Here is a 19,883-nt window from a genome sequence, read left to right as displayed (position 1 = left end):
TTTGCTATGCTTTTCCCAATTTTTATGTGAAATTAAGTAATTCTTTAAAAAAATTTAAACTTTATTTATTACAATATTTCTATCGTATTCGCACTTTTATTAGCCATAATAAGAAAGGAGCACAAAATGAAAAAATATCTACTTATATTTCCTATACTGATCGTTTTACTTAGTGGCTGCAACAAGAATGATATATACGGTTCTTGGGAAGTCGTTGACAATAAAAACGGTGAATGTCCTGTATATTATAAATTTGAAACAGTTGTCAAAAAAGAAAATAAAGAGGAAATTGTTCAAAATTTAGTAGAAATGCAAACTACAAATAAAAAAGAAGATTTATATAAAGGTTCATTTGTCAAAAATTCTAATGTATATCACATTGATTATGGCAACTCATTTACATCAGATCAAACTTTAAAGGTTGTCGATGATACATTAAATGTATATTTTTTGACAGCTGAAAAATTATGTACATATAAAAAGAAATGATTACATTTCAGATGAGACGCAGGAAATATTTTCTGCGTTATTTCACTTTAGAAAGCTTTCTCAAAAACATTTCCCTCTTTTTAATCTTTTAATTTGAATGTATAATTGCTTAATAATCTAAATAATTTCACTGTGAGGTGCTTATTATGAGAAGTTTAAGTTCCTTACTTATATCAACAATTTGTCCCGTCATCCTAATCCGCGTAGAAAGATATAATAGACATTTCAATTAACCATTCTAGCCTATATACAGCTTCCTCTTTCAAAATAGACTAATCCTTCCTCTAAATTTGTCAATCGTTTTAATTTTCATAAAAAAGTGATAAAATGTAAACATGTGTTTTCAGAATAATTAAATACGTAGAAAGAAAGCACTGTTTTTAGGAGGGGTTTTGATGACTTACACGTTAGCAACTAGAATGAAAGCATTCCAATCTTCTATATTTAGTGAATTAGGGGCCTATAAAAAAGAGAAAATTGCAGCAGGTCATAAAATGATTGATTTAAGTATCGGAAATCCTGATATGCCTCCTGCTGATTTCGTAAGAGAAGCAATGGTACATACAGCAAGTGAAAAAGAAAGCTATGGATACACATTAACAGGTATTCAAGAATTTCACGAAGCTGTAACTGAATATTACAATAACACTCATAACGTTTTATTAAATGCTGAAAAAGAGATTTTATTATTAATGGGTTCACAGGATGGACTCGTTCATTTACCGATGGTTTATGCAAATCCAGGAGATATTATATTAGTTCCTGATCCAGGATATACAGCTTATGAAACAGGTATTCAAATGGCTGGTGCAACATCGTACTACATGCCATTAAAGAAAGAGAATGATTTCTTACCTAACTTACAAGTTATCCCTGAAGAGATCGCCGATAAAGCAAAGATGATGATTTTGAACTTCCCAGGGAATCCAGTTCCAGCAATGGCACATGAAGATTTTTTTAAAGAAGTAATCGCATTCGCGAAAAAACATAATATTATTGTTGTCCATGATTTTGCTTATGCTGAATTTTATTTCGATGGCAATAAACCAATTAGCTTCCTCTCTGTACCTGGTGCAAAAGAAGTTGGCGTAGAAATAAACTCTTTATCAAAAAGTTATAGTTTAGCAGGTAGCCGCATTGGTTATATGATTGGAAATGAGGAAATTGTCGGAGCGCTTACGCAATTTAAGTCTAATACAGATTACGGTGTATTTTTGCCTATTCAAAAAGCAGCATCTACAGCACTAAGAAATGGTGCGGAGTTTTGCGAGAAAAACCGCACCATTTATCAAGAACGTAGAGATACTTTAGTCAATGGGTTCCGAACGTTTGGCTGGAATGTCGATAAGCCAGCTGGCAGTATGTTCGTATGGGCTGAAATACCGAAAGGATGGACTTCTCTAGAATTCGCTTATGCATTAATGGATCGTGCAAATGTCGTTGTAACACCAGGTCATGCATTCGGACCTCACGGAGAAGGCTTTGTACGTATTGCTCTTGTTCAAGATAAAGCGGTATTACAACAAGTTGTTGAAAACATTAGAAATAGCGGCATTTTTTCTCTTGAAAAAATAGAGGAATTAGTTAAAAATTAGTTACTACTCCCCTGCTTAACTTTAGCAGGGGTATTATTTATTGGAGGTACTTTCATATGCACATTAAAGATACACTACCCCATCGTTATCCATTTTTAATGATTGATAAAGTAACAAGTATAAAACAAGGTGAATCCGTGACAGGATACAAACTCATTACAAATAACGAATGGTTTATAAATGATACGCAAAAACATATGCCTCATATGTTAATTGTAGAAGCACTTGCTCAGCTTAGTGCATTTGTAAATACAAGTGACTCTGAAGGATTAGGCTTTCTCTCCTCATTAGATGGAGTTGATTTCCATGAGAAAGCATACCCTGGTGATAAACTTGATTTACATTATGAGCTAACACGTAACCGTCGAGGGTTTGTTCTCGGTACAGGTACGGCAACAGTTAACAGCCACCCTATTGTAACTATAAAAAAACTATTAATATATCAAGCAGATTAATCACTATTTGATCCGCCCGGGATATCTATCCCACGCCAATTGGGCTTATAAGATAAATATATTACGTAGTTAGGAGTAGGAAAATGGAAAGAACTATCGGTATCGATGCTGGAGGAACATTAACGAAAATTGCTTATATTAATGAAAAAAAGGAATTAGCTTTTGAAAAGTTTTATTCACATGAACAAGATAAAATTATAGATTGGCTTCAGAGCAATAATAGAATGAAACAAATATGTATTACAGGTGGTAAAGCGAAACTATTACAACAACTACTTTCAGATGCATATACACTAGTAGAGCTAAACGAATTTGAAGCTACTCTTGCAGGTGTACGATACATATTAAAAGAAGGAAAACATTCTATAAACAACTTTATTTTAACAAATATCGGTACAGGTACTTCTATCCATTACGTTTATAATGACCATTATATTCGAGCTGGAGGAACTGGAGTTGGCGGAGGTACTATTATGGGACTTTCAAAATTATTAACAAATATTGATCATTTTGAAGATGTAATCCCTCTTACAAACATAGGTTCTAGAAAAGAACTAGATATTACGGTGGGAGATATTTATGGTGGTATTCTCTCTCCTATTGATAATAGTTTAACTGCAAGCAATTTTGGTAAAGCCGCTATTACAGACTCAAATTATAGTAGCTCAGATATAATTGCTACTGTACAAGGACTTGTCGGTGAAGTCGTTACTGCATTAAGCCTTCAATTCGCCGAAGCAAAAAACATTGACCATATTATTTATATTGGTTCGACTCTATGTAATAATGTACACCTTCAAAATATTATTAGTAGCTACACAAAATATCAAAATAAAACACCAATCTTTATACAAGATGATGGTTATAGTGGTGCGATTGGCGCTTTACTTCATGCTACAAAATAAAGAGGCTGACTTTTGTCAGCTTTTTTGCAATGGTACTTCAAATTCAATAATTGACTCTTCGTTCTCTCCAATTCGCTCCACACTAATTCTATTAATCACACAATTTAATTTCTCATGAAAACTAGGAATACTTTTAACTACTTCAGCAGCTAGCTCAACACTTTCTTTTCTCCCGACTGTTACATGCGGGATGTACGGTATGTCTTCTTTCAAAAACTGTAATAAAGGTCCTGTATACAGGATATTACGTAGATTTTCTATTTGTTCTTTCCCTTTTTCAACTCGTAAAAACAAATATGCTCCTTCACTCGTTATTTGATTCGCAAATTCAATTTCTATATTATGTATCTTTTTTGATACATTCAAAATATGTAATTTCAACTCATCATTTGAAATAGGACTTTCAAACGGAAATACAATTGTAACATGCGGTGGGATTAATCCGAATAAAGGATCATGCTCTAGTCTAATGTCCTCTATTTCATGGATGGACATGTTGTTTAGAAAAAGTAAAATGGTACGCATTTTTATATCCCCTACTTCCCCTCAATTTTTTATATTTATCATATTGTATGGCAGCTTGTACTTCAACAAATTGTTTTGCTTACATCTAAAAATAAAAAACTTCTCAAATGAGAAGTTTTCATATAGCAGGATTATTATTTTCTCGCCAAACTTTCCTAAATTTTATATAACAAGCAATTCTCCATGGAATGATATAAGATACTGCAACTACGTAAAATAATAAACCTATTGTTTGCGGATCTAAGCCAACAATATATTGTCTTGAACTATATCTTAAAATAACAATTCCGATAAAAGTAATTAAAAAGGCAGCACTTTTTTTCGTATAAATGTTTCCATCTTCTCTTCGCTCATAGTTTGTTAAAAATATAAGTGGGATTGCGAAAATCACCCCAATGGACGCTGCTATAGTCATTTGTAATATAGCTGGATGTACTGGACCAAAAAACCACAAAATACCTGGTGTTAAAAATAGTAATGGCCATAAAATACGTTTTCCTGTTCCTTTTATTGGCTTATGCATAGAACGATAACGACGCCAAAATATTAGTAGTGCAATGCATAAAAAGACGGTTATTAGTGAAGAAGTGTCTCCCATTTGTTTTTCCTACTCTCCCAAAATATATACTTAATTACACTTTAAATTTTTTGCTCAAATGATACTTTTCGAATAAATATACCGCTAGTCACGATATAGACGATAGTTATTACAATTGAAATGACAATAAAGTATGGGATATCTATTAAATATAGATTAGTTGTAGAATTTAAATCCTGTATTCCTACTTCTGCATAAAGTACACTATTCAATGATATAAAAAATGTTCCGCCTATCATAAGACCAATCCACTTAAAACGTTTCTTAATCACTACTGCTACTTGAAAAAAAGTTGCTATTGTAACATACAATAATAGTTGTACAATAAACTGTTTAACTGAGTGTTCTCCTAAACTAATATTTACTGTTCTATACAATGTATTTTGTAAAATAATCACTTGAAGGAATGAGAAAACCGCAGCTTGTAATATGATATAGCAAACTGATCCAATGAAAAACTGTAATCTCGTTACTCCAAATGAAACTGCTAAACGAAACACATCATCCTGTATAATAAAAGTACTTATTACTATAAACAATGTAATTACAATCGAAGGATTATTTAATATATGTTGTAAAAATCCTTCTCTTATTTCTTTTAACTCCATTACACTTGTGATTCCTTTTATAAGTAAAGCTGTAATCCAAAATATTAAAATTGCTTTATAATGAAATTTTATATGTAACTTTAACTGCTTCATTATCATCGTCATTTCACTTCACCACCAGTTATATGAATAAATAGTTTTTGTAATGTAATTCTATCAACTACTAATCCTTCTTTTTCAACAGAATAATAATCTTCATTAGAAAGCTCTTCCCATATAACAGTAATGCCTTTGTTCCCATAAACTTCTCGATTTAAAACTTTTTTATTAATTGAGAACTCATCCACTTTATCTTTTTTCCCCGAAATAATATGTCCTTGTTGTAATAAATCTTCCACTGATGATTGAACAACTAATCTTCCTTCTTTTATGATGATTACCTCCTCAATTACATGAGTTACTTCTTCTACTAAATGTGTTGATAATATAATTGTTCGAGGATGCTCACCATAATCTTCTAATAGTAAACTATAAAACAACTCACGATGCGCTGCGTCTAAACCTGTAGTTGGTTCATCAAAAATAGTAATTGGTGCTCTACTTGCTAGTCCTTGTATTATTCCAACGACTGTTTGCATGCCATGTGATAGTTTATGGTATTTCTCTGTCATATTAAGCTGAAATTTATCAGCAAGCTTTTCAGCGTACTTTCCATCCCAATTTTTATAAAACATGCTACACATCTTAAAAATTTCTCTTACTTTATAACTTAAATGAGCTTCTTCTTTCACTCTAACGAAACAAATATTTTGCATCGCTTTACTATTTTCAAATATATTTTCACCTAATATTGAAACACTTCCATTACTTGAAATAATTTGTCCTGCGAGTAAATTTAATAGTGTCGTTTTCCCTGCTCCGTTCCTTCCAAGCAAACCATATATTTTATGCTCTTCCAATGAAATAGTTACTTCATTTACAGCTATTTTCTTTTTATATTTTTTCGTTAAATCTTTCGTTTCAAGTGCAAACATTACTCTTTCCCCTCCTTCGTAATTTTTTGTACCATATCCATCAATTCGCCTTTTGATATTTCTAGTACTTTTGCTTCTTCCCACACTTTAGGTAAATACTCTGTCATAAAAATATTTTGTCTTTTTTTTAGTACGACTTCTTTTGCTCCCTTTGCAACAAACATCCCGATCCCTCTCTTTTTATATAGAATCCCCTCATCTACTAATACATTTACCCCTTTAGCTGCAGTAGCTGGATTTATTTGTAACATCTTTGCAAATTGATTTGTCGATGGAACTTGTTCTTCTTCAAGCAATATATCTTTTAAAATATCAGATTCAATAGTTTCCGCAATTTGTAAGTATATTAACTTATTTTGTTCTAGAGTAGGTTTCACAATTTCACCACCTTAGGTTCATAGGTTCATTACTTATGTGATTAACCATAGCACATTACAAATGTTTTTTCCATAAATTTCTTATACATAAAAAGGAATCATTCGTTTAAGAATGATTCCCTAAAAAAACTCGTAGTTTCAACAATTATTCCAACTGCTTCACTGGATATTTAGCAAATAAAGATTGCCTAAAATCTTTATCATTCACAAGCATTTTAATTTTTTCTTCATTGCCCTTTAAAAACTTTATAACTTTATTTTTATCCCATATATCTTTTTCTTTTAGGAAATCATCAAATTTCCCATACAAGATTGATAGTATATCTTCCCTCTTTATCGTAAACATTTTATTTTCTACTTGAAACTCGTAACCTTTTGCATTTGGTACTAAAACTGCAAGATAAATCACGTTAAAGAGAAAGTTCTTTTTCATCGTATCTTTCCCATTAAACCAATATGTCTCAATCATATCCTCTGTCAGATTTTCATGCTCTTTTGCACCATAGTTCACTTTTATACTTTCATTTTCTAAACTTATACTTTGAACTGTTCCACCACCGGGTAAATTTTTAACAATTGCAACCACATCTGAATTATTACCAACGTACGTTCCAGTATATTTCTTAAAATCATCTGACCTAACATCAGATATATCTTTTATTCTTTCTCCGTTAGAACAAGCCGTCATAAATAAAAAAATTGTTAGCATAACGAGCACATTACGATGCATATATTTCATTTAGCATCCCCCATTTTTATCGATATTTCGTTACTTACTATACTGCTTTTCAAATCCCTTTTAAATATAAGCATTTTAATCAAAATTAAAAATTTTCAATTTTTAGGTTTACAATTATCCATTAATTGTATATAATTACTAACGTAAGAAAAAAATTCTAAAAGGAGGTCGAAGAAAATGATAAAATTACAATTACATGCATTAACTTTTGCGTTAGCTGCACCTTTGTTTTTCGGACAATTGAATATGAATTCGACCACCCTAATGGAGAATTGAAGATCGTATATTATTTCTTTTAATTCATAAATTCGCCACAGGAGGTCGTATACTTTCCTGTGGCTTTTTCACGCCCAGCCGTAGGAGAACTGTATCTTCCTGTGGTTTTTTTGTGCGGTTTTTTAGTCTCTTACATTATTTTTTAAAGAAAGGAGCAACATTCAATGACTATTAGCGTATTGTTTTTAAGTATTACGATTCAAAGAAATAGACGTTCCAATACGGAACTGCTTCATAATGCGCGAATTGAAAAAGCTATGGATGATGTTAAGGAGCGCCAAGTGCTTTATTGTGATCACCTGTAATTCCTTTTCGAAAGGAGGAATTCATTTATGACTTTTCATGTTTTCTTTTTTACGACTGCACTTCAGAAAAACACTTTATCTGAAGATGAAATCATTCGTAAACAACAAGTAAAACAAACAACTGATAAAATAACTGACATTAAAATTTCATACTATACACAAATGTATTAAAAATATATTTTAAAGGAGCAATATCTTAATGAAATTTAAAGCATTCTTTTTAACCATTACCATTCAAAAGCGTAAACTTTCACAAAATGAGGTTTTACACGATCAACACGTTCAAACTACTATGGACGAAGTAAAAGAGCTTCAATCTTCTTTTTACAATCGTCTGTTCTAAATAAATCCTAAAGGGGTAATAATTCAATGAAATTTAAAGCATTCTTTTTAACCATTACCATTCAAAAACATAATTTTTCTGAAACTGAAATGCTTCACGAACGTCAAATTAATCAAGCTATGGATTATGTAAAAGAAAGACAGAGTCATTACTGTAGTCATTTGTAATTCCCATTTGAAAGGAGGAATTCACATATGAAGTTTCACCTTTTCTTTTTAACTATTACGATTCAAAAAGAAACGATTTCTCAAAATGAATTAAAACAAGAGCAACAGTATAAACAAATTATTGATGAAATTCGTGATTGTAAAAGTAAATATTACACTCACCTATAATTTATATGAATTAACTTGAAAGGAGTCGATTATGATGTTGATAGTACGGTGTAAAGAAATGATTTGGATAGTTCAGAGGGATTCCACATAGTTTTATAGACCTTAAATCCCACAAGTTTACCGTTAAATTTGATATATAAAAAGCATATAATTAAATCGCATTAATACACTTTTTTATATTGATTAACAAACGAAAGATACACCACTTAAAAAGCGGTGTATCTTCCTCAACATATACTATTTTCGATTATTTCGTTTCGTTTTAAACAATCTTACTAAGTTTGAAACAACTGTTTTTGTTACTGCATAAACTGGTACTGCTAAAATCATTCCGATAATTCCCGCGAAATTACCTACCCCTAAAATTAAGATAATAATTGTTAACGGGTGAATATTTAATTTCGAACTCATAATACGTGGTGAAATAATATTACTTTCAAATTGTTGTACTATTGTAACAATAATAATTACGTACAATGCTTGCATCGGAGATACGAACAAACCTACAATAACAGCTGGTGCCGCACCGATAAATGGACCTAAGTTAGGAATGATATTTGTAAATGCTGCAATAATTCCTAAAACAAAAGCGTACGGTAAATCGATAATTAAATAACCGATGAAAGTAAAAGCACCAACAAATATACAAACGAGCGCTTGCCCTTGAATATATGCAGATAACGTTTCATTCGTTTCCTTTATGATACGAAGTCCTTCTTCACGGTAAGACTCTGGTAATAAGCTAACCGCTTTTCCTGGAAAGGCATGCCCATCTTTAAACATGTAAAATAAAATGAACGGTACTGTAAAGATAACTAACGCAACGTTCGTGATGATACCAAATAAAGCCGTTGCACTCGACGTAATTGTATTTGGTATATCCTTTAAGTATTCAATTGCATTTTTTTCAATTGTTTCAATGGAAACGTAATTTTGTGTAGATAACCATTCAAACAATCTGTGATGTGATAAATCTTGTATGTATACTTTTCCCTCTTTTATATACCCTGGCATATTTTTCACTAAATCCATTAACTGTTGTGAAATCGTCGGAACAACTACTCCAACGCCAACCGCAGTTAATGTGATGATAAAAAGATATAACAGTAGAATCGCTAAATTTCTAGGTACTTTTTTATTCTCCAAAAAGACTAATACAGGATTAAATATGAAGTATAAAAAAAGCGCGATTAAGATTGGGAAAAACAATGTTGATATGAAGATACCAATCGGTTGAAATAGAAACGATATTTTTGTGCAAATAAATATGATTCCTACAACCATTAGCACTTCTAATGTCCAAAAGTGCACTTTCGATTTCAAACAAACGTCCTCCTTTAAACTAGCACTTCTCTTTATTGTACCAAATTAAACTTTAATTTCACATAATATTTTCCTTTACAATATTCCAAAATACCAATAAATACACTACAATGAGAATACATACAAATTTGCAGGTAAAGGTGATAAAAATGACACAATGCATCATTTGCAGAAAAGATACGAAAGAACTGAGTGAACAATATGTCATCCCAGAAATATTATGTGGCTATTATTTCACAAACTCAATTTGTGATACTTGTCATGAACAAATGACAACAAATATTGATCGCCCTTTAATTAGGCATAAATTAAGTCAATTTAAGATTGAGCAAATGAAAAAACAAATCGACTCCCCTCTCTATACAAATGAGCATGGTGAGGAACTTGCGGCGGCTGAGACAGATGTTGTTGAAGTAAGTGATGAAATACTTTATTCCAATGCATTAATTATGAAACTATGTAAAAAGCACGATATTTCTCTACATAATGAAATTTGGAAAGAAGAACGTGTAACGAAAGTAGCTAGCTCTATTCAACGTGAATTACTTTTAGATAACCGTAAATACAAAATGAGCGTATTAAAAATGGCTTACGCTTTCGCTGTACAAACAATTGATGGCTACTTTGAAGATCCAGATGCAATTGATATTTCTAATATTCTATCAAATGCCGATTTCATGGAATTAAAAGAAAAGAGTATTGTTCGTGACTTAAGCAAAAGTTCATTATGGAATACATTAAATACAAATAGTGAAAACCATTACTTTATTTTACTTAGCGATAAAGACGGCCTATTCTGCTTCATTCGTTTGTTTGACATCTTTGATGTTGTCGTTCATTTATCAGAAAAGCGATATGAACTTGCATCGCCAATTGTAGGCGTAAATAATGTGAATAAGCAAGAATTTTATGTCCAAACTTTAAAACAGTATATGGATGGGTTATTTAAAGAAACACCATCTACTATTTAATCAAAATCAGAACATACGGTCTCCTTTCTTCATGAAAAGACACTGTGTTATAATGAGTATGAAAAGAACAATACAATCACATAAACTAATTATAAATTGTATATAAATAAAAAAGACTAGTGTGCGGCTACACACTAGTCCACGTAACTTAGCAGATTGGATTGTTCACTTATCCTATTTGTTTCTTACAAACAAAACAACCCACATTCTATTGGCTTAGGTGGGTTGTTATTTTTTGAGCTTGTCTATTAAAACAACGACGAACGTTAACAATGCAACGAGAAACAGTCCACCCTGCAGTAGCAACGCTATTTCACTCATGTATTATCACCCCCCTCCTATTCGGAGAAGTGATAATTGAACAACCAACCGTACCTTAAGTTACTATTTAATTTTACCATATTTTCTGATAGTTTACGATGAAAACCCGCATGCGAATCGCTTGCGGGTTTTTTCTCATTATTTTTTTAATGCAAATGCATCAGCTATCATTTCACCAACAATTTTATTTTCTTGTTTCTTCTCATCTTTCAATAAAGGGAATAACAGTTCTGCCACTTCATATGCCTCTTCTAAATGAGGATATCCCGATAAAACAAATGTATCAATTCCTAACGCTTCATATTCTTTTATTCTTTCCGCTACCGTTTGCGGATCTCCTACAAGTGCAGTGCCTGCACCACCTCTTACAAGTCCGATTCCAGCCCATAAGTTTGGGCTTATCTCTAACGACTCCCTTGTTCCTTTATTTAAATATGTCATCCGTTTTTGGCCAACTGAATCATATCTTGCAAATGTCTTTTGAGCAAGCTCAATCGTTTGATTATCTACAAATTGAATTAAACGTTCTGCCTCTTCCCATGCTTCTTCTTCTGTTTCTCTTACAATTACGTGCAACCTGATACCGAATCGTACCGTACGCCCCTTCTCTTCTGCAAGTTTTCTTACTTCCTCTATTTTCTCTTTTACTTGCTGAGGTGGCTCTCCCCACGTTAAATATACATCACTATGTTCAGCTGCAACTTCTTTTCCAGCAGCTGATGACCCTCCGAAATATATAGGAGGATACGGTGTTTGGACTGGCGGGAACACGACTTTACTTTCTGTAACTTTAATATGTTTTCCTTCTAATGAGATCGTTTCACCTTGCAAGGTCGATTTCCAAACTTTTAAAAATTCATCCGCTGCTTCATACCTTTCGTCATGTTCAAGATACAATCCATCTCCTTGTAGTTCAACGGGATCTCCTCCAGCTACTACATTAATAAGTAATCGACCATCTGAAATTCTATCAAATGTAGATGCCATCCTCGCTGCAACTGTAGGTGACATTAATCCTGGTCTCACTGCTACTAAAAATTTTAGTTTTTCTGTTTCAGCAGCAAGAGCTGAAGCTAACACCCAAGGGTCTTCACATCCTTGACCAGTTGGAAGTAAAACACCCGTATATCCTAAATAATCAGCCGCCTCAGCAACTTGTTTATAATAACCATACTCAGCTGCTCTTCCTCGTTTTGTCGTTCCTAAATATCGACCATCTCCATAAGCCGGAATAAACCATAATATTTCCATACTCTTGCACACCCCTTATTTATTTTGAAACGCAAACTAAAAATCTGTATATAAATTACCCCTAATAATTTACATATTAATTCCCTGTCTCACCTTTAAAACTATCTCGCCACCTTAAAAACTTCACTTCTAGTAAACGGACGAGTGAATCAGAAAACTTCCCGACGAATGCAAAGATTATAATACCGACAAATACGATATCTGTATTTGAAAATTGCCTTGCATCCATAATCATATAACCGATACCTTCTGTAGATCCCATAAGTTCTGCTACTACTAAACTCACCCATGCAACACCTAACGATAACCTTGCTCCTAGTAAAAGGTTAGGCAATGCAGCTGGTAAAATTAGTTTCGTAATTAATTTTCGTTTATTAAACTCTAATACTCTCGCAACATCAAATAACTTTGAGTCTACACCTCGTATCCCTAAAAACGCATTTACGTATAAAGGAAAAAATGCACCGTCCGCAATTAATAACACTTTCGATGTTTCACCAAAACCGAACCATAATACGAAAAGCGGCGCAACAGCTAAATGAGGTACATTTCTTAACATTTGCACAGATGGATCTAAATATTGCTCACTTCTCGTTGAAAATCCAACAATCGTTCCTAAAATAACCCCTAAGCCCCCGCCAATAAAGAAACCAGCTGCGGCCCTGAATACACTAATACTTAAATGGCCGAATAACTCTCCTGTTTTAATAAGCTCTTGGAAAGCTAGAAAAATATCTAATGGTGTTGGTAAAACTGTTTTAGAGACAAGACCGAATACGCCAGCCAACTGCCAAATTATTAATATAATAACCGGTATAGTAATCGCCCTTACTAAAACTTTTATATTTAACTTCCGCACCTTCTTTACGCTGTTTTTCTCAATCATTATACTCGCTGGTTTCATAACAGCTTTCGTATTTTCCACTTTACAAAACCTCTTTTCACTTCGCTTTCAACGCTTTTTCTACGAAAGAATTATCTACAACTTTTTCCGTCTTAATTTCTTTCTTTATAGAACCGAGCTTATATTGAAATTTCGCTGTCTTTTGTTGTTCTGCTATTATTTCCTTCGTTACCGGAACTAAAATTGGTTTGTCGTGATTAAAAACTTCTTTTACGATTTCCGCATCTATCTTTTTTACAGAAGTGTATACTTTTATTGCTTCATCTAAGTTAGCATCTTGCCATACACGTGCTTTCTCATAAACTTTGAGAAATTTCTCAACTAATTCTGGATGTTCTTTCGCAAATTTTGTTCTCGTAATTAAAAATTCTGGTGAAGAGACATCTAATGTTTCACCATCTGCAATCACTTTCGCGCCCTTATTTACCGTATGTAACGAAATAAATGGATCCCAAATCGCCCATGCATCTACTGATCCTGATTCGAATGCAGGCTGCGCTTCATCTGGTTGTAATTGAATGACATTTACATCTTTTGCATCAATACCTTCTTTATCAAGTGCTCGATATAATAAATTAAAGGCACTACTTCCTTTTGCTACTGCAATTTTTTTACCTTTTAAATCTTTTATACTCGCAATCTTGCTATCTTTTTGAACGAGAATTCCAGTTCCTTTTCTCACATAACTTGTATTGGCGATTTCGGTAAATCCAATACCTGCTGCTTGCGCTGAAATGACTGGAGAATTCCCTACTTCACCAAAATCTAATCGGTTTGATGCGATTGCTTCAAAATAAGGAGGTCCACTTTGGAACTCTGTCCATTTCACTTTAACTCCTTCTTTTTTAAACTCCTCTTCAAACCACCCCTTTTTCTTTGCTAGTAATAGTGGACTTAATCCTTGCTGTATACCAATTTGTATTGTTACATCTTCTTTCTTACTACTTGCTGTACTTTTTTCGCATCCTAATAAAAATACTGATATAGCTAAAGCAAAAGAAAGAACTATAAATTTTTTATACATATAAAATCACCCTTTTCCTATATACTTGTTTGAATCAATCCTCCATATTCAAACTGCTGTAATACTTTCGTTCGAAGTTGTTGGAACGATTGTGAAATTTTATTTCGCGGATAAGGCAACTTATTTTCAATCACTTTATGTATTTCCCCTGGTTTTGCACTCATAATGATGATTCGGTTTGAAAGATATATCGCTTCATCTATATCATGTGTAACGAATATCATTGTTGTTTTCTTCTGCTCCCAAATATTTAGCAATACTTCTTGTAAATGACTTCGAGTAAACGCATCCAGCGCTCCAAAAGGTTCATCAAGTAATAATACATTCGGATCTCTTAACAAAGCTCTTGCTATCGCAACACGTTGTGACATCCCACCTGAAATTTCTTTCGGATACGATTTTTCAAAGCCATCTAACCGAACGATTTCAACCCATTCTCTCACTTTATCTTTCACATACTTATCTTTTAACGACAAATCTGCCGCTATATTTTCTTCAACTGTTAACCATGGAAAAAGCCTATGTTCTTGAAAAATAAAACCTTGTTTCTTACTTGGTTTTACGATGCGCTCGCCATCAATAGCAACTTCCCCTTCAAAATCATTATCTAAACCTGCAACAATTTTTAATAATGTACTTTTTCCGCACCCACTCGGACCAATTATTGTAACAAAATCCCCTTTCTCTAATTGAAAATTAATATTCTCTAATACTTGAACACTACGTACCGCTTTCGCAAATTTCTTAGATACCCCTTTAATTGAAACTGTCACACGTTCACCCTCCCTACTATGAATCATTTGGATTAATTGATTATGCTGTTATGTAACTAATAAAAAAACCAAAGGCATTTTATCAATAGATAAAATGCCTTTGGTTTCTCCAATCAGCCACTTGTTATAGAATTAACTACATATTATACAAATATTTCCGATAAGTCAACTAGGTTTTAATGAACATTATTTATTTTTAAAGATAGTAGCAGTTTCTATTATAATTTTAGGAAGCAACTCTTGAATGGTATCCGTCAATGTATGAAGAGCTTCTTTTACAAATCCATCTTCAAAGTTTTCTATCGGCTCCGGTAATTCATCCTCATCTAATATGAAATATTCTCCATTTGGAAGTACCATAATATCGATAATTAAATCTTCGAAGGAAACTACTTCTTCTGTTATTTGTGTATTTTTTACGATATTAAAATAGGCGCCTACATAATTCCCTTCCTTATCTCTCCATACGTATAAATTGTAAGGACGATCTTCCCAGTAGTATGCAATTGTGTAACTTCCTTTTTGAATAGTTAACTTTGTATCGTGTGCCGTCATTGTAAATGAATACTGGACCTCGTGAAATAACACGATACTTTCCGATTGTTTTTTCAGCAATAAGCAATCGTAATCCACTATTGTCGAATCATACCGAATTTTTCTTTCTGTAATTTCAATTTTTGATGTACGTAATTGATTCATTATTTTGTTCCCCTTATGCTATTTCTATCCTTAATTATATCCATTTATATAGCAATTAAGAAGTATATAGTTGTTTATATTGTTGTCTACAATTACACAATAAAACTCCCTCTTATTTTAGAAGGAGTTTTTCACTATTCATGACTTATAAGTTTTAACCTTTCAGAAATCGCATTATAAAATTTCCGTTCCTCATCAACATTTAAGTGCACACGATTTACTGTTTTAGAAAAACCATATAACACCTGCGCTTTTACTGGCTCTTTTAACGTTATTTCAAAAGTAGCAGGTTCTTTTATGAACTCCATAACAGTTGCATCCAATACCTCTTTCTCTTCTTTTGCTGTTAGTGATTCCCCCTTGTAGAACGTAATATTATCAATTTGTGTAAATGGCAAAACGATTTTCTTTCCTAATCCGATTTGAATCATTACTTGTTTTTCTGTTATGATAATTGGATTTTTACGTATCGCTTGTATTTCAGCTATAAAATAAATCATCGCATATACGTTTAAAATAAGTAAAATCCAAGCTATTACTGGATTCCATTGATGAAGTAAATAATGAAAACCGATACTTTCAATTGCTGTTGCGTGAATTATCATGATATAAACACCTATAGCACCGGTGTTTTTATGGTAGGAATAGGTAAATTCGTCATCTGGTACTTTTGCACGCCAAGATAATAACGCATAATAGATTAGCTTACACTCAGTAAGCATGATATTTATAACTTTACTTCTTTTCATAGTGTCATCAAATGCTGCATCAATTGAATAAGAGAATGAAGAATACTCTTTTTTATGTGCTTTATATTTATTAATTATTTTAGGAAGCATTGTCACGATTTTATATAGAAGGAACAATTGTAAAGCTACAAATGCAATTTCCCCCGTCACTACTATATAAGAAACGAATGAAAAAGCTTGTAAATAGTCGCTTGGAATTATAAATCTCGCAAATATATATCCAGCTATTACGACAGGAAAGATATACGTTAACGAGTATCTTTTTCGAATAATAAAGAAATACGTAATGACTGGAATTACAAACATACAATCTAATAATGACCCAAGCACTACTTCTTTTGGAGCAGCTGGTACAATGGGAAGGGCATACAATAAATAGTTGGATAACATAATGCAAGATACGAGTCCAATCCAAATGCCTTTTCGCCTTCGCGATAGTGTGACACTCATACGTTCACTCCTTTATTTAAACACCTCGTTTAAGTGGTCTTTATAAAATGAAATAGCACGTTCAAATTCTTTTACTTCATCTACTTTCACGACTGTTTCAAGTAATAATTTCATTGCGGATTCATGTTCGTTTACATTATACTTTGCTAATGATAAAAATACTCTCATCGGATCGTTCTCAGGGAATTTCTTTACTCCAGCTTCTAGTACCACAATTGCCTTTTCATACTCTCCAATGCAACGATATGTACTCCCTAAACCGATATAGGCACCGCAAAGGGATTCACCATCAAGTCCATGTGCGATCGCCTGCTCATAATACGGAACTGCTTCTGTTTCTAATCCCATGACATCGTGTATCCATGCACATTGGTACAGTACTTCTGCATCTTTTGTAAAGTTTGTTAATCCTATAAGTATTTCTCTAGACTGCGCATATTTCTTTTCATTTCTAAGTTTAATAGCTTGCTTTAATAAATGTTCCATAGAATCCACTCCTCACCAATTATTCTGCGTATAGCTCTTGATTGGTTTATGCTTCACATTCGTGTAAAAGTAAAATTCCCACTAATTAAAGTTTCGCTTACCCATATACTATGCGGATTCATTCTTATCTAAAAACTTAATTTTACAAAGCAGTAATACGATTACATAATATCTCTAAGCTTTTGACAATTTCTTTCGCTGTTTCATCTTTCCCTTTACATAACTTTCCTTTACCATCTTGTCCAATTACATAGTGTACAGCCCCGCGCGAATATAAAGAATGTGGTGAATTTGCTATCATTACATTCGCCTTTGCTTCTTTCATTCTATTTTTCGCTCTCTCAAACAGTTCTTCTTCACTTAAATCACTTTCAAGCTTAAAACCAACGAGTACTGTTTCCGGATCCCATTGTTTTATTTGCTTCAAAACTTTTGGAGCTTTTTGAAAATGTATAATTGGTGCTATATCACTTGAAATTTTCCCATTCATATTAAGAACATTGCCATCTTGATCACAAATCTTTTCCACAACCCAATCTGATCCAGCCGCTGCCATAATAACCGCATCGACTTTTTCATGCGTAATGATACTTTTCATTTTATCTTGCAAATCAACAATTCCCTCAAATGGATGTAATTCTAATCCTCTATTTACATCGTTCGGTTTCTCAGCGAAATAACCGTGTAAATATATAACGTGTGCCCCTTTAGCTATAAGTTCTTCTGCGATTATTCTTCCAATCGTACCTTTAGCCATATTCGTATGTCCGCGTACTTGATCCCATTTTTCTAAACAACCACCGCTTGTAATTAATACCTTTTTCCCCTTCATTGTAACCATCCCTTACTGATTTTTCTTAAGAAACCATTCTGTTCCAAAGTCAACTATATCACGTTGCTTCATAAGACGGCTCGTTGCATTACCTATTTTCCCCATTGTTACAGTTCCTTTTCGCTCAAACTCTACACCAATTTCTACAAACGTATCTGATTCGTAATCCATTTCAACAAATTCTTTCCATACTCTTTCACCGTTTTCTATAATTGGTGCTCCTACTTTTATTAATTCACATGCACCAGAACGTACTTCAGATAAATGAACAGACGTATTCGAGTCATAGCCAACACCAATTAATAATATGTACCCATCAAAATCGTATATTTTTTTTAATGGTGATTCCTCTCCCAAACTCATCGATAGCGAATGATTCATTGTTATTTCCTCTGCATGTTTCCCCCATGCAGCAAAACTTCCTAATGGATGATTACTTCGTACTACATTCGGGTATGTACGAAAACATTCAACTATTTTCCCCATTCCTCTTGTTGGTGTTATACGTGGATCAAATGCTGGGACGCTATCACGTATAATTTGCCACCAATCTTCAGGTACAGGCGGTCTTGACCAATGTTTCGGATCAGATAAATCCGAAGATTGTGTTGGCATTATAATTGTTCCTTCTTCTGTAACGACTTTCATTAAAGCTTCTACTACTGCAACCACTCCGCCAGATATCCAGCCGATAGAACTTAATGATGAATGAACAATAATTGTCATTCCTTTTTCGACTCCTAGTGCTTTTAAATCGTTTGTAATTGTTTGAATTGTATTCGGAAATTGTGTACTCTCAACTATTTCATTCATTTTCATAACGGTTCCCCCACTAACCACGTATATTAAAATTTAAACTTTTATATAAATATATTATCATATTTTTCTTAATTTTTAACTTGATCGTATTCAATACTACAAAAAAATGGTAGTATTATTACGTAAAAAATAGTTAAATTATGGTATATTCATTTGAATTAATAAAAGAAGGTGAACAAATGAAAAAAATTCTATTTCCTTTTCTACTATTTGGGCTCATTTCTTTACATGCATGTGTTTCTATTAACAATGACTATGAGGGGTATTGGGTATTAGAAAAATCCAGATATAATGAAGGCGGATATGGGCCATTAAATTTATATGAAAAAGCACAAAAAGATCCAACTATGATTCATTACTCAAATGGTAGTATTAGTGAAGGAAAAAGAATGGTGTATGTAGCATTTGGAAAAAAGTATAAAAACGATAAAATTACAGTAAAAGAAGTACAAGACGAAAAAGACACATCTGTTATCGTATTACATATTGAAAAAGATAAAGGGCAAGATGAAAATCCCGTTTTATATATTGGTGCACCAAAACTTAGAAATACTATTAAAATTGTAGATGAAGATGGAAAGAAAATCTTTGAAATGAAGAAAGATGAAAGTGTTACATCACAGCAATAAAAAGTTACCATTTCAATTTACACTTTATAGATAGACGAAAAAGCCCATCAAAAATGAAGTGCACCCCAATTGTTAGACACATAATTAACAATTGGAGGTGCATTTTTTATGGCTAAATTTTCTTCAAA

The 19,883-nt window shown here is 32.8% G+C and carries 28 protein-coding genes; 11 read left to right on the top strand and 17 right to left on the bottom strand.

The features are described 5' to 3' along the window. Positions 1-126 precede the first annotated feature (126 nt). From JDS92_RS15980 to coaW, 4 genes are all read left to right on the top strand, one after another. Entirely contained in the window at positions 127-489 is a 363-nt protein-coding gene (locus JDS92_RS15980; RefSeq protein ID WP_000760384.1) for a hypothetical protein, read from the top strand. Between the two features lie 395 nt (positions 490-884). Continuing rightward, complete coding sequence (locus tag JDS92_RS15975; protein WP_141499473.1) at positions 885-2,084, top strand: LL-diaminopimelate aminotransferase; 1,200 nt, start codon at positions 885-887, stop codon at positions 2,082-2,084. A 56-nt stretch (positions 2,085-2,140) separates the two neighbouring features. Next, positions 2,141-2,539 (top strand): 3-hydroxyacyl-ACP dehydratase FabZ family protein, encoded by a 399-nt coding sequence (locus tag JDS92_RS15970; RefSeq protein ID WP_199632142.1) that lies wholly within the window; start codon positions 2,141-2,143, stop codon positions 2,537-2,539. Between the two features lie 83 nt (positions 2,540-2,622). Next, on the top strand, positions 2,623-3,444 hold the full coding sequence (gene coaW / locus JDS92_RS15965; protein WP_098711969.1) for a type II pantothenate kinase: 822 nt from the start codon (positions 2,623-2,625) through the stop codon (positions 3,442-3,444). A gap of 15 nt (positions 3,445-3,459) precedes the next feature. Here coaW and JDS92_RS15960 read toward each other — a convergent pair whose 3' ends face one another. From JDS92_RS15960 to JDS92_RS15935, 6 genes are all read right to left on the bottom strand, one after another. Further along, on the bottom strand, positions 3,460-3,969 hold the full coding sequence (locus tag JDS92_RS15960) for a 2'-5' RNA ligase family protein (RefSeq protein WP_098711968.1): 510 nt from the start codon (positions 3,967-3,969) through the stop codon (positions 3,460-3,462). 118 nt (positions 3,970-4,087) lie between these two features. Continuing rightward, positions 4,088-4,567 (bottom strand): CcdC family protein, encoded by a 480-nt coding sequence (locus JDS92_RS15955; RefSeq protein WP_098146158.1) that lies wholly within the window; start codon positions 4,565-4,567, stop codon positions 4,088-4,090. A 41-nt stretch (positions 4,568-4,608) separates the two neighbouring features. After that, the gene (locus JDS92_RS15950; RefSeq protein ID WP_098711967.1) at positions 4,609-5,280 is read right to left on the bottom strand and encodes a DUF4052 family protein; all 672 of its coding nucleotides are present in this window, start codon (positions 5,278-5,280) and stop codon (positions 4,609-4,611) included. Next, entirely contained in the window at positions 5,277-6,149 is an 873-nt protein-coding gene (locus tag JDS92_RS15945; RefSeq protein WP_199632141.1) for an ABC transporter ATP-binding protein, read from the bottom strand. The genes JDS92_RS15950 and JDS92_RS15945 overlap by 4 nt, the downstream gene beginning before the upstream one ends. Beyond that, positions 6,149-6,526 (bottom strand): GntR family transcriptional regulator, encoded by a 378-nt coding sequence (locus JDS92_RS15940; protein ID WP_199632140.1) that lies wholly within the window; start codon positions 6,524-6,526, stop codon positions 6,149-6,151. The genes JDS92_RS15945 and JDS92_RS15940 overlap by 1 nt, the downstream gene beginning before the upstream one ends. Positions 6,527-6,671: 145 nt before the next feature. Next, positions 6,672-7,265 carry a DUF4825 domain-containing protein gene (locus tag JDS92_RS15935; protein WP_098711965.1) on the bottom strand — a complete coding sequence of 198 codons (594 nt, stop codon included), beginning with the start codon at positions 7,263-7,265 and terminating at the stop codon, positions 6,672-6,674. A gap of 440 nt (positions 7,266-7,705) precedes the next feature. On the opposite strand from JDS92_RS15935, the gene JDS92_RS15930 reads away from it, so the two are divergent. From JDS92_RS15930 to JDS92_RS15910, 5 genes are read left to right on the top strand one after another with little or no spacing between them, the layout of a single operon-like run. Further along, positions 7,706-7,846 carry a YrzI family small protein gene (locus JDS92_RS15930; RefSeq protein WP_098711963.1) on the top strand — a complete coding sequence of 47 codons (141 nt, stop codon included), beginning with the start codon at positions 7,706-7,708 and terminating at the stop codon, positions 7,844-7,846. 27 nt (positions 7,847-7,873) lie between these two features. Then, positions 7,874-8,017, top strand: a complete 144-nt coding sequence (locus JDS92_RS15925) for a YrzI family small protein (RefSeq protein ID WP_000142746.1) — start codon at positions 7,874-7,876, stop codon at positions 8,015-8,017. A 28-nt stretch (positions 8,018-8,045) separates the two neighbouring features. Further along, on the top strand, positions 8,046-8,189 hold the full coding sequence (locus JDS92_RS15920) for a YrzI family small protein (protein WP_000668979.1): 144 nt from the start codon (positions 8,046-8,048) through the stop codon (positions 8,187-8,189). A gap of 26 nt (positions 8,190-8,215) precedes the next feature. After that, positions 8,216-8,356 (top strand): YrzI family small protein, encoded by a 141-nt coding sequence (locus JDS92_RS15915; protein WP_000668955.1) that lies wholly within the window; start codon positions 8,216-8,218, stop codon positions 8,354-8,356. Between the two features lie 27 nt (positions 8,357-8,383). After that, positions 8,384-8,524, top strand: a complete 141-nt coding sequence (locus JDS92_RS15910) for a YrzI family small protein (protein ID WP_000668494.1) — start codon at positions 8,384-8,386, stop codon at positions 8,522-8,524. 237 nt (positions 8,525-8,761) lie between these two features. Here JDS92_RS15910 and JDS92_RS15905 read toward each other — a convergent pair whose 3' ends face one another. Then, positions 8,762-9,847: an AI-2E family transporter gene (locus tag JDS92_RS15905; RefSeq protein ID WP_000837897.1), complete on the bottom strand. Its 1,086-nt coding sequence runs from the start codon at positions 9,845-9,847 to the stop codon at positions 8,762-8,764. 149 nt (positions 9,848-9,996) lie between these two features. On the opposite strand from JDS92_RS15905, the gene JDS92_RS15900 reads away from it, so the two are divergent. After that, entirely contained in the window at positions 9,997-10,818 is an 822-nt protein-coding gene (locus JDS92_RS15900; protein ID WP_000189689.1) for an HNH endonuclease, read from the top strand. Between the two features lie 228 nt (positions 10,819-11,046). Here JDS92_RS15900 and JDS92_RS30885 read toward each other — a convergent pair whose 3' ends face one another. From JDS92_RS30885 to JDS92_RS15855, 10 genes are all read right to left on the bottom strand, one after another. Next, positions 11,047-11,139 carry a putative holin-like toxin gene (locus tag JDS92_RS30885; protein WP_001289320.1) on the bottom strand — a complete coding sequence of 31 codons (93 nt, stop codon included), beginning with the start codon at positions 11,137-11,139 and terminating at the stop codon, positions 11,047-11,049. A gap of 138 nt (positions 11,140-11,277) precedes the next feature. Next, positions 11,278-12,390: an FMNH2-dependent alkanesulfonate monooxygenase gene (gene ssuD / locus JDS92_RS15895; RefSeq protein WP_087969941.1), complete on the bottom strand. Its 1,113-nt coding sequence runs from the start codon at positions 12,388-12,390 to the stop codon at positions 11,278-11,280. Between the two features lie 76 nt (positions 12,391-12,466). Beyond that, complete coding sequence (locus JDS92_RS15890; protein WP_199632139.1) at positions 12,467-13,315, bottom strand: ABC transporter permease; 849 nt, start codon at positions 13,313-13,315, stop codon at positions 12,467-12,469. Positions 13,316-13,331: 16 nt separating this feature from the next. Further along, positions 13,332-14,318: an aliphatic sulfonate ABC transporter substrate-binding protein gene (locus tag JDS92_RS15885; protein ID WP_087969943.1), complete on the bottom strand. Its 987-nt coding sequence runs from the start codon at positions 14,316-14,318 to the stop codon at positions 13,332-13,334. 17 nt (positions 14,319-14,335) lie between these two features. Beyond that, on the bottom strand, positions 14,336-15,091 hold the full coding sequence (locus tag JDS92_RS15880) for an ABC transporter ATP-binding protein (protein ID WP_199632138.1): 756 nt from the start codon (positions 15,089-15,091) through the stop codon (positions 14,336-14,338). Positions 15,092-15,277: 186 nt separating this feature from the next. Continuing rightward, positions 15,278-15,790, bottom strand: coding sequence for a ribonuclease FAU-1 family protein (locus tag JDS92_RS15875; RefSeq protein ID WP_001072802.1), 513 nt, complete (start codon positions 15,788-15,790; stop codon positions 15,278-15,280). A 134-nt stretch (positions 15,791-15,924) separates the two neighbouring features. Next, positions 15,925-16,989 (bottom strand): hypothetical protein, encoded by a 1,065-nt coding sequence (locus JDS92_RS15870; protein ID WP_000117462.1) that lies wholly within the window; start codon positions 16,987-16,989, stop codon positions 15,925-15,927. A gap of 12 nt (positions 16,990-17,001) precedes the next feature. Beyond that, positions 17,002-17,475, bottom strand: a complete 474-nt coding sequence (locus JDS92_RS15865; RefSeq protein WP_141555946.1) for a tetratricopeptide repeat protein — start codon at positions 17,473-17,475, stop codon at positions 17,002-17,004. Between the two features lie 142 nt (positions 17,476-17,617). Then, entirely contained in the window at positions 17,618-18,307 is a 690-nt protein-coding gene (locus tag JDS92_RS15860) for a phosphopantothenoylcysteine decarboxylase domain-containing protein (RefSeq protein WP_000676697.1), read from the bottom strand. Positions 18,308-18,319: 12 nt separating this feature from the next. Next, entirely contained in the window at positions 18,320-19,120 is an 801-nt protein-coding gene (locus tag JDS92_RS15855) for an AAC(3) family N-acetyltransferase (RefSeq protein ID WP_131202461.1), read from the bottom strand. 185 nt (positions 19,121-19,305) lie between these two features. Between JDS92_RS15855 and JDS92_RS15850 the strand changes: the two genes are divergently transcribed. Continuing rightward, positions 19,306-19,755 carry a hypothetical protein gene (locus JDS92_RS15850; protein WP_000721816.1) on the top strand — a complete coding sequence of 150 codons (450 nt, stop codon included), beginning with the start codon at positions 19,306-19,308 and terminating at the stop codon, positions 19,753-19,755. Positions 19,756-19,883: the final 128 nt, after the last annotated feature.

Origin of the sequence: Bacillus cereus group sp. N12 (genome assembly GCF_016483575.1) — a bacterium.
GTDB classification, from domain to species: Bacteria; Bacillota; Bacilli; order Bacillales; family Bacillaceae_G; genus Bacillus_A; species Bacillus_A toyonensis.
Note: the sequence above shows the minus strand (reverse complement) of the source record. Positions and strands in the feature narration are given on the sequence as shown.

Excerpts from the sequence above, each read along its gene's own strand:
- JDS92_RS15980 (WP_000760384.1), top strand. The coding sequence starts at position 127 with ATGAAAAAATATCTACTTATATTTCCTATACTGATCGTTTTACTTAGT.
- JDS92_RS15975 (WP_141499473.1), top strand. The coding sequence starts at position 885 with ATGACTTACACGTTAGCAACTAGAATGAAAGCATTCCAATCTTCTATA.
- JDS92_RS15970 (WP_199632142.1), top strand. The coding sequence starts at position 2,141 with ATGCACATTAAAGATACACTACCCCATCGTTATCCATTTTTAATGATT.
- coaW (WP_098711969.1), top strand. The coding sequence starts at position 2,623 with ATGGAAAGAACTATCGGTATCGATGCTGGAGGAACATTAACGAAAATT.
- JDS92_RS15960 (WP_098711968.1), bottom strand. The coding sequence starts at position 3,969 with ATGCGTACCATTTTACTTTTTCTAAACAACATGTCCATCCATGAAATA.
- JDS92_RS15955 (WP_098146158.1), bottom strand. The coding sequence starts at position 4,567 with ATGGGAGACACTTCTTCACTAATAACCGTCTTTTTATGCATTGCACTA.
- JDS92_RS15950 (WP_098711967.1), bottom strand. The coding sequence starts at position 5,280 with ATGACGATGATAATGAAGCAGTTAAAGTTACATATAAAATTTCATTAT.
- JDS92_RS15945 (WP_199632141.1), bottom strand. The coding sequence starts at position 6,149 with ATGTTTGCACTTGAAACGAAAGATTTAACGAAAAAATATAAAAAGAAA.
- JDS92_RS15935 (WP_098711965.1), bottom strand. The coding sequence starts at position 7,265 with ATGAAATATATGCATCGTAATGTGCTCGTTATGCTAACAATTTTTTTA.
- JDS92_RS15930 (WP_098711963.1), top strand. The coding sequence starts at position 7,706 with ATGACTATTAGCGTATTGTTTTTAAGTATTACGATTCAAAGAAATAGA.
- JDS92_RS15925 (WP_000142746.1), top strand. The coding sequence starts at position 7,874 with ATGACTTTTCATGTTTTCTTTTTTACGACTGCACTTCAGAAAAACACT.
- JDS92_RS15920 (WP_000668979.1), top strand. The coding sequence starts at position 8,046 with ATGAAATTTAAAGCATTCTTTTTAACCATTACCATTCAAAAGCGTAAA.
- JDS92_RS15915 (WP_000668955.1), top strand. The coding sequence starts at position 8,216 with ATGAAATTTAAAGCATTCTTTTTAACCATTACCATTCAAAAACATAAT.
- JDS92_RS15910 (WP_000668494.1), top strand. The coding sequence starts at position 8,384 with ATGAAGTTTCACCTTTTCTTTTTAACTATTACGATTCAAAAAGAAACG.
- JDS92_RS15900 (WP_000189689.1), top strand. The coding sequence starts at position 9,997 with ATGACACAATGCATCATTTGCAGAAAAGATACGAAAGAACTGAGTGAA.
- JDS92_RS30885 (WP_001289320.1), bottom strand. The coding sequence starts at position 11,139 with ATGAGTGAAATAGCGTTGCTACTGCAGGGTGGACTGTTTCTCGTTGCA.
- ssuD (WP_087969941.1), bottom strand. The coding sequence starts at position 12,390 with ATGGAAATATTATGGTTTATTCCGGCTTATGGAGATGGTCGATATTTA.
- JDS92_RS15885 (WP_087969943.1), bottom strand. The coding sequence starts at position 14,318 with ATGTATAAAAAATTTATAGTTCTTTCTTTTGCTTTAGCTATATCAGTA.
- JDS92_RS15875 (WP_001072802.1), bottom strand. The coding sequence starts at position 15,790 with ATGAATCAATTACGTACATCAAAAATTGAAATTACAGAAAGAAAAATT.
- JDS92_RS15870 (WP_000117462.1), bottom strand. The coding sequence starts at position 16,989 with ATGAGTGTCACACTATCGCGAAGGCGAAAAGGCATTTGGATTGGACTC.
- JDS92_RS15865 (WP_141555946.1), bottom strand. The coding sequence starts at position 17,475 with ATGGAACATTTATTAAAGCAAGCTATTAAACTTAGAAATGAAAAGAAA.
- JDS92_RS15860 (WP_000676697.1), bottom strand. The coding sequence starts at position 18,307 with ATGAAGGGGAAAAAGGTATTAATTACAAGCGGTGGTTGTTTAGAAAAA.
- JDS92_RS15855 (WP_131202461.1), bottom strand. The coding sequence starts at position 19,120 with ATGAATGAAATAGTTGAGAGTACACAATTTCCGAATACAATTCAAACA.
- JDS92_RS15850 (WP_000721816.1), top strand. The coding sequence starts at position 19,306 with ATGAAAAAAATTCTATTTCCTTTTCTACTATTTGGGCTCATTTCTTTA.